The organism is Bacillus sp. FSL R9-9410 (genome assembly GCF_038050385.1).
GTDB lineage: Bacteria > Bacillota > Bacilli > Bacillales > Bacillaceae_G > Bacillus_A > Bacillus_A cereus_U.
Window position 1 is genome coordinate 2,708,006 of record NZ_JBBOTV010000001.1, and the last position, 13,189, is coordinate 2,721,194.

A 13,189-nucleotide genomic window follows, 5' to 3' on the forward strand; every position below is an offset into this window, starting at 1 on the left:
CGTTTTTATTGTAGACCGAAATTACGAGAAAGATCTTCGTCGTGTCTAGCAACAGCCTCTGCAGTTTTATTAAGCTGCATATTAATTTCTTGTAATAGCTCTGCGAAGTTTTGTACTTTTGGTTTTAATTGATTGAACTGTTGATCAAAACCTTCGAAAGCACGACCTTCCCATTCTCCTCTTAATTCATTTTGTAAGTTTTGTAACTGACGTAAAATGTCCTCAATTTGATTTGCACCTTGTCCATATCGAGTCGCTTTTGATTTAAGCTCCTCTGGTGACATACGAATTTGTCCTGCCATTATTAAATCCCCCTTAAAATTTAAAAATAGTAAAATTAACCCAAAATCAATTCTACAAATTGATTATATCAATAATTTAAAAATTTCTAAATAAAAAAATGATATTTTTCCAAAATTTCTCTTTTAACATAATAACATTATATTATATAATATAAATTTATTGTTTTTTTTAAAAAGGACTGCTAAGCGTTTCTACCTCTATTTAATAATAAAAAGAAAACTTTTTTTACCCGAAATTCAGAATATAACCTTTACAAATTACATACTCATTTTCTTTTTCTTGTTTCTTCGCCCACTTAAAATCGTTTTCTCACTTCAACGTCATGATTACTTGTCTTTCAACGAAGCCAAAATCTTCGTACATTTCTTTTGCAAAGTTCCCTGCAAATACATTCAAGCGAATTTCTGAATACTTTTCTTGTAGTTCCTTGATCCCAGCTTTCATTAGTTTTCGTGATAATCCTCTCCCGCGATACTCTGAAAAAACATACAATTCATAAATAAAACCGAGTTTTTCACGAGAGAAATAGTCCACATTTTCTCCTATTAGTATCCATCCTACTACTTTATTTTCTTCCTTTGTAACTATATAATATGCCCCTTTTTCTACTAAAGGTTTTGTAATTTCAATCGCTTTTTCTGTACTTACCTGACAATTCCCCTTTGTTCCTTCGAAAAGAGATTGAGCTGCATAATTTAATATTTGTTTCGTTTCTTCCTCATTCGCTTTTGTAATCATTCCTTTCTCCCTCCTGACCTCTAATCATTATTGACATACTATCTTCAAGACCGTCTGACTCAATTACTATTGCCATCAATCCATTTTCTGTACTCGTTTCATGAAATTCACCCTTTTCCCAAAACGCAGCTTGTCCCACCTCTATCTTTACCTTTTCTTTATCTGCCCCACATACATATCCTGCCCCGTCCACAATAAGAAGCAGTTGAGATACAACTGCTTCATGATATCCGATGATTCCATTCTCTTGTAAATGCATGGCACCGATATGTATATTCCCTTGATGTTTTAATATTTTTGACATTATAAAGTTAGATTGAAATGCTGATATATGCTTTCCCACTTTTTCACTGAAATCAAAAATTTTCATTTCTGCTCCTCCTTATATGTATAAAACCATTCTCACTGTTTGCAGCATATGCCCTTCGAAATCTTCTTCAAATTGCTCTAAAGCCGCAAAACCTTTTGCTTCATAAAATCGTTTTCCTTTTTCATTTTCCGCTTCTACATGAATGTACATTTTTCGAATCCCTTTTAACGTCGTGATCCCTTTTTGTAACAAAGCTGTCCCTATCCCTTTCCCTTGCTGATCTGGCAACAAATAAATTGCACCTAATTCTGCTTCGTTTTGCAGTCTAATTGGTGAAAAATTTGCAAAGCCAATTACTTCTCCCTCTTCTTCCGCAACAAATAAATGTGTATTTTCAAGGCGATATTTCATTTTTTCATCGGAATACGCTTCATTTAAAAAGTTGTCTTGAATCGCTCTCGGAATAATTCCTTCGTAAGTATCATGCCAAGCTATTTTCGCTACGTTTTGTACAGCATGAATATCTTCTTGCTTCATTTCTCTAATTACATATGTCATCTCGATGTCTCCATTCTCTTTAAATTACACTCTGCTAAAATACTAGAAGAAACGGCAGAACCATTTTCATAATTTACTTTAATTAATTTTAACTTCTCAATCGAAGCTGTTGTAACATCAAATTTTTCATATATATACTCCATTACACTTAAAAACTAATTTGAATTTAACTGATTAGCAATCGTGCAATGCGGAACCCATTTTTCTGATACGTAATATGAGTTTGGATTATCATGAAAAGTTTTGAAATAATCATGATAAGAATGATGAAATCTTAATAATTCATTGGTAATGGTCGGTGCTAGAAAGATCGTTCCGTTAGTAGGAAAAGTTCCAACAAAAGGAAAAGTTACAGCGGAGATGTTCTCTTGAAAAGCTACAAACTCCTCTAATGTCTTCGTATATAAATTAACATCTAACTCCTTATAATCAGCCAATGTTATATGGGGTTCTACTCCGGCTAGTTCATTTGTTTCAATTATATTCGTTAATTCATTTTGCAATTCTCTAACTTTATTAGTAAACACACCATCAAATGTAGCAATAATAGCGTACATGCTTCCTCACCCCTTCGTTACACATAGCGCTTCCCATTCTTCACGAATCATTCCCATTCGAATAGAATCATAGTATGTTCCGTTATAATATCTGCATTTTCGCATTCTTCCTTCTAAGCTCATTCCTATTTTTTCTGCTACTTTCATCATTCGTTCATTTCCAGACCAAGTTGTGAGCCCTACTCTACCAATCTCCATATTTTCAAATAGCAAATCTCTATATAGTGTTAATGCTTCTGTACCGTAGCCACCATTCCAGTATGCTGGATCATAAATAACAATTCCCATCTCCAACCAACGTGTCGGTTTATGTTCCCAATAAAATCCGACTGTCCCTATAATTTGACCTTTATTTTCTATTATTAAATTTGATAGCGGTTCTTCTCGTAAACGCGTTTGCATCTTCTCTTTATAGGACGAATATTCTTGCATTGCAAACGGAAAATACGGTGCATCCCATTTCTTCCATTCTGGATTTTCTTCTTTATATATGAAGCTCCATAATGTTTTTATATCTGATTCTTCTATTGTACGAATCGTAACTTTTTTCCCCTTTAATATAACGTTTTGCATAATTTCCTCCTACATTCCTCTTTATTTCATATACAATTATAATATTTTTTCGGAAAAATCAAAATACAAACATTCAATTACTTAATAATACTATTAATACCTGAAATTACAGATGTCGCCGAGGAATTTCGTACATACTTTTATAAAACTAAAAAACTAAAGCAAAATGGAGTTTCCGAAGATAAACTATATAACAAATTAGAAGAAATACGATTGTAACGTCTACAGCAATAAAAAATAGGAGGATAAATTCCCTCCTATTTTCAGTTATATATTTTTAACTACTTTTCATTTTTTTCAAGAAGAATTCCCTTCTCTATCCAGCCCTCTACTCCATCTTTTTTAATTAAATTATATCCTGAACAGCTACCATCAATGAGAGAAACAATATCCCCTTTTCTTACGCTTATTTGTGCACAAGAAATATCGGTTTTCACTGTGTATTCACCTGAATCAAGTTGGCTAATATATTCATTTTTCACAGATAGTAATTTATTCGTTTCCTTTTGCTTACATATTGTATAATCTTGCATCTTCTCCATCGGCACTATGTAATAATATGGATAGGTAACCCCGCCCTGCATTTCTGAGTTCGCATTAAAATCTACTATCACTTCATATTCTGGAAAATAGTCTACATATGTATAAGAAAACGTATCACTTGCACTTGTTCTCTGAATGATAAATGCGTTTAATTGCCCTGCCTCTTTAATCGCATTTCCGCCGTCAATTGCAATAATCTTTTTCTCCTTATCAATAACTGGATTGTTAGACGGGGCTTCATCAGAATAGTTCACAACAGGCCAATGCCCCACTATTACATACTTATTTACTTTATGTGATTTATTATAAAACTCCGGCATTGCTATCGCATTTTTTCGTTCTGTTTCTTTCCAATCTTCTCTATCTTCAAGGCCAGCATGTACAAAGATATAATCCTCAGTTTCAATAGCAGTTGGCAGCTCTGTTAGCCACTTTATTTCTTTTGAAAAATGGCTCATCAATATGTTTTTCACTTCACAAATATCACTTTCTTCATTAACTGTAACGTTCAATTGCCCTAGCCATTCAGTAAAAATTGTGTTCTTTCGCGTACACAAATAATTTATTAGCGCAGGATTTTCATTTACAAGTGCTTCAACTACAACTTCACAATTCCCTTCAATCACATAAACATTTGGCTTGCTAACTACTAGATCCATCACATAGTTTACGACGCCAATACTATTTCTTCCTTTCTCACAAAGATCACCATTAATAATTAAATAATCTTCATCTTTAAAATTAACTTTATGTAGTAGTTCCTTAAAAAGATCTAATTCTCCATGAATATCAGAAATAATGATGACTCTTACATCATTTGGTATAGATAATTTCTTTACTTTTTCCAAGTATAAACGCTCCTAACATTTTCTAAATACAATATTCCCTTGTTAATTTCTAATATTCGACAAATTATATTACTAGACCTGTTCCTAGCTCAAATCTGTAAAAGAAAATAGGTTCCATATATTTTCACACACGGAACCTACTTAGTATTATAACTCTTTATAAAAAGAATAACTTACCTTATCATAGCCTTCTCTTTCATAAAAACGATGTGCATCAACTCTTGGAAACGCTGATGTAAGAACGATAGAACTGCACCCGTTTTCTTCCCCCCATTTTTCTACATATGACAGCAGAACCTTACCATACCCTTTTGATCTGTGAGCTTTCGCAGTTACAAGATCATATACGAAAACATGTTTCTCATTATAGAAATTCGTACAAATCGCTACACCAGCTAGACTAACAACCTCGTCATCTTCATTCTGTAACGAGAGTAGTTTATAATTTTCGTCTTTCATTTTTTGAAATAAAGAACTTGCTTCTTCTCTTGAAAGTTTCGTTCGTAATTGCTGTAAAACGGGTAATACATCATGTAAACCAGCTTCTGTTACTACTTCTCTAATATTCATTATGACTCTCCCCTTACTATTTATAAAATTTTCTAAATGTTATATCATTATTATAAGAAGTAACTGCCCCTAACTTAAGTGACAGTTTGATTCTTTTTTATAAGGCCAATTTTTAAAGGAGAATTCATAAAATGGATCTTACTATCCCATTGCAATTACAAAGTAAAACACCCATTTACTTACAAATTTACAAATATATAAAACGAGAAATCTCTCAAGGATCACTACGTGCCGGTACACGCCTTCCTTCTCACAGAAACTTAGCGGTACAACTTAATGTGAGCCGTATTACAGTTGAATCTGCTTATCAACAATTACTAGCTGAAGGGTATGTAGTAAGCAAACCGAAACGTGGGATTTTCGTTGCGGAAGTTGATATTGATGTCATTCAAAATAAACAACAAGTTGTGTCAAACAGCGCTAACAATATAAAGAAAGAACAATATGACTATGATTGTAGCCAAGGGCTTATTGATCAAAAAACTTTTCCAATTACAAACTGGAAAAGAGCATTACACGAAACTTTATTCCAGTATGAAAATGAACTATTTGCTAAAGAAGATCCTCAAGGTGAGTTCGTTCTACGAGAGCATATTTCAAAATATTTATATCATGCCCGCGGGGTACATTCATCACCTGATCAAATTATTATCGGAGCCGGTACGCAGCCTCTTCTTTGGCTACTACTTCAACTTCTTGGTTCAAAAAAAGCATACGGAATCGAAAATCCTGGATTTCACCGTATAACTACTATGATTCAAAGTGCTAATCTTCCCATTCACCCTATCCCTTTAGATGATAAAGGGATTCATATTTCAGCTTTACGTGAATCAGGTGCTAATGTAGCATACGTCACTCCATCACATCAATTTCCACTTGGAATAATTATGCCTTTATCTAGAAGACTCGAACTATTAAAATGGGCGAATGATTGCAGAGGATATATTATTGAAGATGATTACGACGGGGAATTCCGCTATGTAGGAAAACCTATTCCTTCTTTACAAGGACTGGATTCAAAGGAACGTGTTATTTATATGGGAACTTTCTCGAAATCCTTTTTACCTTCTTTACGAATGGGATATATCGTCTTACCACCTCATCTTTTAAAAACCTATAAAGAACTTGGTGGCATGTTTAAACAAACGGTTTCTACCCTGCAGCAACTCGCTTTTGCAACCTTTATTCACAATGGTGATTGGGAGCGTCATTTAAACCGTAGTCGTACGTTATATAAAAGAAAGCATACATTACTAGTTAAATCTATCAAAAATGAAATGGAATCTCGTGTTCAAATACTCGGCGAACAATCAGGACTTCATATCGTACTTCACGTTCATAATGGGATGAATGAACAAGAACTTATTCATGCTGCTGCGAAACAACGCATTAAGTTGTACCCTCTCTCAACATACGATTCTGTTCATAATTTAAGGGAGGCGTCGTATGTATTACTCGGTTTCGGCAGTATTCCAGAAGATTGTATCGAAACTGTTGTCAAATTGCTGAAAAGAGTCTGGTTCCCTAACTAAAAATAACTCCACGCAAGTTATACTTACGTGGAGTTATTTTCATTCACTATTTTTCTGATACTTGCCCTGATCTCGCTGTCCTTCCTGGACGCTTTACACCAGTTGTTTCTGTTGAATAAGAAGCTTCAATTATAGCACTTGGATCTACAGAGAGAACGAGATCTTTCATTTTCGGATAAATGAAACGATTTGTAATACAATAAATAATTCTCTGGTGCTCTCCTAAAAAACCACCTTCTCCATGTAGATACGTAACAGACAGCTGTAATTCTTTCATAAGCAGTTCGCCAATTTCTTTATTTTTATTCGAAATAATCATGACGCTCTTCCCTTGATTAATACCGTCTAATATGAAATCAATCATCTTCGTAACAATATAGAAAATTGCTAATGAAAACATCGCTTGCTCAATTGAAAATAAAATAGCAACAAATACAAAAATAACCGCATTTACAGCAAGTAAAAATGTACTAATTGGTACTTTAAAATACTTATTCATCCAAACAGCTAACATTTCTGATCCATCAATTGCTCCGCCCATTTTTACAACAATCCCAACACCAACACCAAATAGGACTCCTCCATAAAGTACAATTAATAATTCTGAAGTCGTAATAGCTGGAAATGGCTTTAAATAAATCAATCCGAGTGTTGTAACAACATTTGCATAGGATGTACGGATAAAAAACTTCTTTCCCATTACTTTTGCAGTAAATAGTAAAATAGGAATATTAAGTCCTAAAAAAACTCCGTAAAGCGGTAATCCTGCAACTTTATTTGCCATAATAGCAATCGCAGTTACTCCACCATCTACTAATCCATTAGGCGCTAAAATAAGTTCCAGTGAACCAGCTACAATAATAGATCCAATTGTTAATAATACGTATTCGAATAATTTTTTCATTCATTACCCCCAAAACATATATATTTTCTTAGTATTATCATAACTAATTTTTTTCGCAAATACAAAGAAATTGCTTTATACACACACATTTTTCACCTTTTTGGTAATTCTTATGTAGAATCTCAAACTTTAATACACTATATACAGAAATAATAACTCTCCTAATTTTTACCTCTTAATTAGATTGTGTTATATAATTAATTTAGAGAATTTACAGAAAAAGGAGGGATTTCATGCTACAACAACTCTTCACTTCACCTATTATATCTGTTCAAGCTTTGCATCCAGGCTATGAAGACCATGCAAGCGATGTATTTCTTGTTAAAACAGAAGCTGAAGAAGTTATTGTTCGCTCTTCAAAAATGACTGAAGAGCCAAACAATGATTTTTGGTGGGGATGCAAAAACCTTTTTGGAATTGATCCAAGGAATGTACATCATTTAGAAACAATACACGCATTATTGAAAAAGCATACTACCTTACCCATCCCGACTATTTTGCAAAAACATGTTTTAAATGGACGAGAGTATGTTATCGTCGAAAAACTAACCGGAAGTACGCTGCAATCATTTTTCGGACAACCTGATTCTATTTTATTCAGCCTTGGAAAAGGACTAGCAGAGATTCATTCATTTAAAGCTAATTTCACAGGAAACCCTTCTGGTGCTTTCCAAGTTCCACTAGAAGAATTTAAATCTCACATTTTAAAAGTAAGCAAGAACCTTGTAAATATGTTTTATTCCGATAATATGAGTATACATAACGCATTTCATACTTTTGAGTCACAGCTCTCTTCCTTGCCGTCACCGAAGGAATCTACACTTGTTTTAATTGATATGGATCCTACTCAGTTTTTATCAGATGGAGAATCTATTACTGGTTTAGTAGATACCGAAGCTTATGCAATTGCCCCACGAGAGTTTGATTTTATTGGATTAGAATATGTACTTACAGAAAAAGAAGCACATACCTTTAAAAAAGGTTATGAGACTATTATGCCTATTCCTCGTCTTGAAGAATGTAGACAGCCTTATCGATACTTATATCGATTATTATCTGTTCAAGGTAGTGTGGAATTAGAAAAGTGGTTATGTCACCCATCCTATTTTTAAATATGATTGAGAGGGATTATGAAATGGATATTCAGAAAAAGAACTTTTTAGTTGAAAATGAAATACAACAGCTGAAAGATTTAGCTCATGTTTGCGGGCAACACGATAAAATTGATTACTCGTCAGATTTGCATGTCAAATTTTTAACTGCCCGTAATAAAGAAGTGGTAAATGATTTTCTATTTTATGATGATACTCAATTAATCGGTGCATTAAGTATGTACGACTTTGAGAGACCAACAAAACTGGAGTTAATAGGGTTTGTTCATCCGGACTATAGGAAACAACATATAGGCACTACTCTTTTACAAACCGCAATGAAAGAAATACAAAAAAGAGAAGCAGATGAAGCGCTTCTTATAGTTAATGGTGACTCTATTTCAGGGAAATCATTTGCAAAACAAATAAACTTGCCTTATGTATATAGTGAGTACGGTATGGATTGCAAAATAAACGAAGTACAAAAAACAATGAAAAATAATATTAACCTTACCGTTGCATCTTCTGAATTACTTCCTGACCTTATAGAAATCGCTAGTAAAGCTTTTGGAGATTCGGCAACAAATACGTCCACATGGCTACAAAAAATGATGAAGTCACCTTCTCATCAAGTTTACATTGCTTTTATTAATGAAAAAGCAATTGGAACGATTACCGTTACTGAGCAAGAGCAATATACTACACTATCAGGATTCGCAGTTCATCCTTCTTATCAAGGTAAAGGATATGGTAAAGATATTCTTAGTTATATGGTACATACACTTATTACAGAAGGAGTTTCAACAATTAAATTAGACGTCGAAACGAAAAATAACAATGCTTTAAAACTCTATACACAATGTGGTTTTGAAATTAAAACGAAGCATGACTATTATAATTTAATGAATCTTGAGCAGAATACATATGTCTAAAAAACTAATTTATTCTGATTATGATATTTTTGCAGACATCTATAATAAGCATTGGGGACATTTTGCAGAACACTCCTATCCAGCCTATCATAAATTCATTTTACAAGATGCCGCTTCCCACTCCCGTATATTAGACCTTTGCTGCGGGGCTGGTCATCTTACTAGGAAACTAATTGATAATAATTTTATAGTAACTGGTATAGATGGTTCTGCTCAAATGATCAAACACGCACGTCAAAATGCGCCAGATGCAACCTTCATCGTCGATGATGCTCGCTATTTCAATATAAATGAGCAATTCCACTACGTCATCTCAGCCGGTGATAGCTTAAATCACATTATGAAATTAAACGAGCTAAAAGACGCTTTTCATCATGTTTATTCGGCATTATATGATGGAGGTACATTCGCATTTGATATGAATACAGAAAAAGGATTTCTTGAAAACTGGAGTGCTTCGTTTCATATTTCAGAACGAGAATATGTTTGTACCATTGATTCCACGTATGATAGTGAAAGTAACAGAGCGGAAATGAACTTCATACTATTTAAACATGACATAGATGATAGTTGGAAAAGAAGTGACTTTTCTTTTGAGGAAGCTTGTTACTCCAATGAAGAAATAATTTCTTCGTTGGAATCTGTAGGATTTAAAAACATTCAACTACACGGTATAAATAGAACATTTTTCATTTGTCAAAAATAAAAAAACTGAATCATATCGATTCAGTTTTTTCTTAATATATTTACAACCGCAGTCGTTTCATCATTTTCTTTATAAACACGTGGAATTCTTCTGTCTAACATACATGTAACTTCATAGTTAATTGTACCTAACATATCAGCTATTTCTTCTACTGCAATCTCTTCTTCACCTTGTTTGCCGTAGAATACAACTTCGTCTCCTACTTGTACTGGCATTGCATTTGTAACATCTAGCATAAGCTGATCCATACAAACACGGCCAATTACAGGTACTCGTACTCCTTTTATTAGTGCATGCCCTTTATTAGATAGCTGACGATTATAACCATCAGCATAACCAATTGGTACAGTTGCAATCCATTCTTCACCCGTTGTTACATACGTATTTCCATAGCTAACACCACGATTTTTCTTCGCATGTTTAACATGAGCTACTTTTGATTTTAAAGACAACGCTGGCTGTAAGCAAACAACTGTATGATCCACTTCTCTTGAAGGATACATACCGTAAATTCCAATACCGACACGAACCATATTTTGAAATGTATTACTAAGTTCCATTGATCCTGCACTGTTTGAACTATGAATATATGGAAAATGAATTCCTAATTCTTCCGCTGTATTTACAGCTTTCTCAAACAAACTTGTTTGCATATTTGTATAAGTTTTATCTATTTCATCAGCGGTAGAGTAATGTGTAAACATCCCTACTACTTCTACATATCGCATACGTTTTAACTCTTCAAAAAACGGTTTAACTTCTTCTTCCTGTAAACCAATACGGCTCATTCCTGTATCAATTTTCACATGAATTCGCACTTTCTTTTGAAGATGGTTTGCAACTTCATCTATACCATGTAAATCTTCTACTCTATAAACAGTCATCATAACGTCATATTGAATTACATCTTCTACAGCTGCTACTGGTGTATATCCTAAAATTAAAATAGGTACAGTGATTCCAGCTTCTCTTAATTCAATTGCTTCGTCTACAAATGCAACTGCAAGTTGGTTTATTCCTGCTTCAATAGCCGATTTCGCAACTTCAACTGCCCCATGACCATATCCATTCGCTTTTACAGCAGCCATCATCGCAATATTTTCATCGTTTACATGTTTTTTAAATTCTTTTACATTATGTTTTACAGCATTTAAGTCAACTTCAACAATCGTATCTCTTCCATATTTCAAACTCATTGGTCTAACTCCTAACTCAATAATTGCATTCCATTCTATTTCACGTTTCATATGACCTTTTACAATATAATACTTTTCATTATGCTAGTCAAACTACTAGAATTTTCGGAATTTTGAGTATGATATAATACCCTTAAGAAATTATTATATACGGAGGCGAGAATAATTACAATGTTTGTTCCATCTGCACTGAATCAAGTTAAAATTGCTATCGATACTTCCATTCAAATACTGAACCAATATACTGAAAGTGATTTAAAAATACAACCGATTGAATCAAAGCGGTCATTATTTGAAATGTGTACACATCTTTCCCTTATTTGCCATGCTGATTTACTCATATTAAATGGTATTACAGAAAAAGAATTACATACCTTTTATATAGAACAAACACCAGAAACAATTACTCAAATGCAGCAAACGATGATACAAGGGTACGATTTACTTTCTAAAACTTTTTTATCCTATTCCAATGAAGAATTAGCGGAAATTATGACTGCTTATTGGGGTATTTCTTACTCTCGATTCGAATGGTTGCTTGAAATCGTTGCACATTTTTATCATCATCGCGGGCAAATTCATATTTTATTAGTTGAGCATATTAAAGATCCTTGCATTCCTTTATTCGAATAAAAAGAGTGGAAACAAAACCAATAAAGAGTATCAATCCTAATAAAATAAACGTCTGAGCATAGTCCCCTATTTTCATAAGATAAATAGAAATAATAGGTCCTATACTAGTTCCTAAAAATAAAATGAAAGTATAAATAGAAACTGCTATTCCCCTTGATTTCTCTCCTAATTGGCCGACAAGAGAAACTAAAGACGGAACGGATATAGCAATACCTATTACAAAACAGACGCTCATCATTACAAGTAGCGGCAGGTTCGAAATAAAGCCCATTGAACTTAGACTAAAAATAGAGAACAACAATCCGCCCTGAAGAACTTGCCTTACTTCGAACCTCTTTGTTAAACGACCCGTAAGTGGTGACAACAACATACCAAATAGCCCTGCTAAGCGAAAATAAAGAATTTGTTCTGGAGTTAAATTGTAAGTAGGAGAGCTCAAATAATTCCCTAAAACAGTATACATATTAACAAAAGCCATTAATAAAACAAAAGCAATCATATAGCTCAATACTAAACTTTTATGTGTAAAGACTTTACCCATCTGTTTAATGGGTCCCAAAATATCAGTATAGGACTGAGACGTTTCCCCTTTCGGAAGAAAATAATGGATCCATACAGCAGTAATGATATAGACAATGCTAAGAAGAAAGAACACCATATGCCATCCAAAATGCTGACTAACAGCAGTACTTATTACTTGCCCTGCAATTCCAGCTACTAAAAAACCGGTACTAACAAATCCTATTGTTGTAACCTTTTTTTCTACTGGAAACATTTCTACAACGTAAGCTAACGCTACTGGAGAAAATGTAGCTGCTGCTATACCCTGTAATCCTCGAAGAATAACAAGCCAAAATAAACTATCGACAAACCCTAATAAAAAAGAAACAATCGACAGCGCAAGTAATCCGATAAAAATCACTTTCTTCCGCCCATATTTATCAGAGATTGCCCCAAATAACAAACAACCTATAGCAAAGCCTACAGAAAATATACTGCCTGTAGCCGCAGATTGCGCTAATGAAACCTTAAAAAGGTCTGAAAATAGAGCATTTAAAGGAATCGTCACATATAGGCTGGACATAACTACCATACCTGCCCAACATAACACCGCTGTCATTACTACATAATTCCTTTCACTATTTACTTCTTTTGATATTTCCATCATAAAATCTCCCCCTTACAATGATTTTCC

At 33.7% G+C, this 13,189-nt stretch carries 15 protein-coding genes and 1 pseudogene; 5 read left to right on the top strand and 11 right to left on the bottom strand.

Going from position 1 to position 13,189, the window contains the following annotated elements; all coding sequences use genetic code 11:
• Nucleotides 1-5 precede the first annotated feature (5 nt).
• The 8 genes and pseudogenes from MKX77_RS14055 to MKX77_RS14090 all read right to left on the bottom strand — a co-directional run bounded on the left by MKX77_RS14055 (nt 6) and on the right by MKX77_RS14090 (nt 5,000).
• A complete protein-coding gene (locus tag MKX77_RS14055) occupies nt 6-302 on the bottom strand; it encodes a WXG100 family type VII secretion target (RefSeq protein WP_000918598.1) in 297 nt (98 codons plus the stop codon).
• 310 nt (nt 303-612) lie between these two features.
• The gene (locus MKX77_RS14060) at nt 613-1,041 is read right to left on the bottom strand and encodes a GNAT family N-acetyltransferase (RefSeq protein WP_341306972.1); all 429 of its coding nucleotides are present in this window, start codon (nt 1,039-1,041) and stop codon (nt 613-615) included.
• Entirely contained in the window at nt 1,022-1,411 is a 390-nt protein-coding gene (locus MKX77_RS14065; RefSeq protein ID WP_341306973.1) for a cupin, read from the bottom strand. Before MKX77_RS14065 ends, MKX77_RS14060 begins: the two co-directional genes overlap by 20 nt.
• A gap of 12 nt (nt 1,412-1,423) precedes the next feature.
• Nucleotides 1,424-1,909, bottom strand: coding sequence for a GNAT family N-acetyltransferase (locus MKX77_RS14070; protein WP_002200736.1), 486 nt, complete (start codon nt 1,907-1,909; stop codon nt 1,424-1,426).
• Nucleotides 1,906-2,466, bottom strand: a pseudogene (locus MKX77_RS14075) (2'-5' RNA ligase family protein). Before MKX77_RS14075 ends, MKX77_RS14070 begins: the two are co-directional and overlap by 4 nt.
• 6 nt (nt 2,467-2,472) lie before the next feature.
• The gene (locus MKX77_RS14080) at nt 2,473-3,039 is read right to left on the bottom strand and encodes a GNAT family N-acetyltransferase (RefSeq protein WP_341306974.1); all 567 of its coding nucleotides are present in this window, start codon (nt 3,037-3,039) and stop codon (nt 2,473-2,475) included.
• Between the two features lie 281 nt (nt 3,040-3,320).
• A complete protein-coding gene (locus tag MKX77_RS14085) occupies nt 3,321-4,430 on the bottom strand; it encodes a metallophosphoesterase (RefSeq protein WP_341306975.1) in 1,110 nt (369 codons plus the stop codon).
• A 147-nt stretch (nt 4,431-4,577) separates the two neighbouring features.
• Nucleotides 4,578-5,000 carry a GNAT family N-acetyltransferase gene (locus tag MKX77_RS14090; protein WP_215556127.1) on the bottom strand — a complete coding sequence of 141 codons (423 nt, stop codon included), beginning with the start codon at nt 4,998-5,000 and terminating at the stop codon, nt 4,578-4,580.
• Nucleotides 5,001-5,131: 131 nt separating this feature from the next.
• Between MKX77_RS14090 and pdxR the strand changes: the two genes are divergently transcribed.
• The gene (gene pdxR, locus MKX77_RS14095; RefSeq protein WP_341306976.1) at nt 5,132-6,532 is read left to right on the top strand and encodes a MocR-like pyridoxine biosynthesis transcription factor PdxR; all 1,401 of its coding nucleotides are present in this window, start codon (nt 5,132-5,134) and stop codon (nt 6,530-6,532) included.
• 46 nt (nt 6,533-6,578) lie between these two features.
• Here the strand turns inward: pdxR and MKX77_RS14100 are convergent, their stop codons facing one another.
• Complete coding sequence (locus MKX77_RS14100; protein WP_204208080.1) at nt 6,579-7,436, bottom strand: YitT family protein; 858 nt, start codon at nt 7,434-7,436, stop codon at nt 6,579-6,581.
• A gap of 233 nt (nt 7,437-7,669) precedes the next feature.
• Here MKX77_RS14100 and MKX77_RS14105 point away from each other — a divergent pair, with 233 nt between their 5' ends.
• The 3 genes from MKX77_RS14105 to MKX77_RS14115 are packed head-to-tail and all read left to right on the top strand — an operon-like array spanning nt 7,670 to nt 10,165.
• Entirely contained in the window at nt 7,670-8,548 is an 879-nt protein-coding gene (locus MKX77_RS14105; RefSeq protein ID WP_341306977.1) for a nitrate reductase, read from the top strand.
• A gap of 23 nt (nt 8,549-8,571) precedes the next feature.
• A complete protein-coding gene (locus MKX77_RS14110) occupies nt 8,572-9,459 on the top strand; it encodes a GNAT family N-acetyltransferase (RefSeq protein ID WP_341306978.1) in 888 nt (295 codons plus the stop codon).
• Nucleotides 9,452-10,165 carry a class I SAM-dependent methyltransferase gene (locus MKX77_RS14115; protein ID WP_341306979.1) on the top strand — a complete coding sequence of 238 codons (714 nt, stop codon included), beginning with the start codon at nt 9,452-9,454 and terminating at the stop codon, nt 10,163-10,165. Before MKX77_RS14110 ends, MKX77_RS14115 begins: the two co-directional genes overlap by 8 nt.
• A 20-nt stretch (nt 10,166-10,185) precedes the next feature.
• Here the strand turns inward: MKX77_RS14115 and alr are convergent, their stop codons facing one another.
• Entirely contained in the window at nt 10,186-11,361 is a 1,176-nt protein-coding gene (alr, locus tag MKX77_RS14120; RefSeq protein WP_341307967.1) for an alanine racemase, read from the bottom strand.
• A gap of 171 nt (nt 11,362-11,532) precedes the next feature.
• Between alr and MKX77_RS14125 the strand changes: the two genes are divergently transcribed.
• Nucleotides 11,533-11,994 (top strand): DinB family protein, encoded by a 462-nt coding sequence (locus tag MKX77_RS14125; RefSeq protein ID WP_016104636.1) that lies wholly within the window; start codon nt 11,533-11,535, stop codon nt 11,992-11,994.
• Here the strand turns inward: MKX77_RS14125 and MKX77_RS14130 are convergent.
• Nucleotides 11,963-13,159, bottom strand: a complete 1,197-nt coding sequence (locus MKX77_RS14130; protein ID WP_341307968.1) for an MFS transporter — start codon at nt 13,157-13,159, stop codon at nt 11,963-11,965. The two genes, MKX77_RS14125 and MKX77_RS14130, sit on opposite strands and share 32 nt — an antisense overlap.
• Nucleotides 13,160-13,189: the final 30 nt, after the last annotated feature.

Coding starts and splice junctions, on each gene's coding strand:
- pdxR (WP_341306976.1), top strand. CDS start 5,132: ATGGATCTTACTATCCCATTGCAATTACAAAGTAAAACACCCATTTAC.
- MKX77_RS14055 (WP_000918598.1), bottom strand. CDS start 302: ATGGCAGGACAAATTCGTATGTCACCAGAGGAGCTTAAATCAAAAGCG.
- MKX77_RS14110 (WP_341306978.1), top strand. CDS start 8,572: ATGGATATTCAGAAAAAGAACTTTTTAGTTGAAAATGAAATACAACAG.
- MKX77_RS14115 (WP_341306979.1), top strand. CDS start 9,452: ATGTCTAAAAAACTAATTTATTCTGATTATGATATTTTTGCAGACATC.
- MKX77_RS14060 (WP_341306972.1), bottom strand. CDS start 1,041: ATGATTACAAAAGCGAATGAGGAAGAAACGAAACAAATATTAAATTAT.
- MKX77_RS14125 (WP_016104636.1), top strand. CDS start 11,533: ATGTTTGTTCCATCTGCACTGAATCAAGTTAAAATTGCTATCGATACT.
- MKX77_RS14070 (WP_002200736.1), bottom strand. CDS start 1,909: ATGACATATGTAATTAGAGAAATGAAGCAAGAAGATATTCATGCTGTA.
- alr (WP_341307967.1), bottom strand. CDS start 11,361: ATGAGTTTGAAATATGGAAGAGATACGATTGTTGAAGTTGACTTAAAT.
- MKX77_RS14100 (WP_204208080.1), bottom strand. CDS start 7,436: ATGAAAAAATTATTCGAATACGTATTATTAACAATTGGATCTATTATT.
- MKX77_RS14080 (WP_341306974.1), bottom strand. CDS start 3,039: ATGCAAAACGTTATATTAAAGGGGAAAAAAGTTACGATTCGTACAATA.
- MKX77_RS14130 (WP_341307968.1), bottom strand. CDS start 13,159: ATGGAAATATCAAAAGAAGTAAATAGTGAAAGGAATTATGTAGTAATG.
- MKX77_RS14090 (WP_215556127.1), bottom strand. CDS start 5,000: ATGAATATTAGAGAAGTAGTAACAGAAGCTGGTTTACATGATGTATTA.
- MKX77_RS14065 (WP_341306973.1), bottom strand. CDS start 1,411: ATGAAAATTTTTGATTTCAGTGAAAAAGTGGGAAAGCATATATCAGCA.
- MKX77_RS14105 (WP_341306977.1), top strand. CDS start 7,670: ATGCTACAACAACTCTTCACTTCACCTATTATATCTGTTCAAGCTTTG.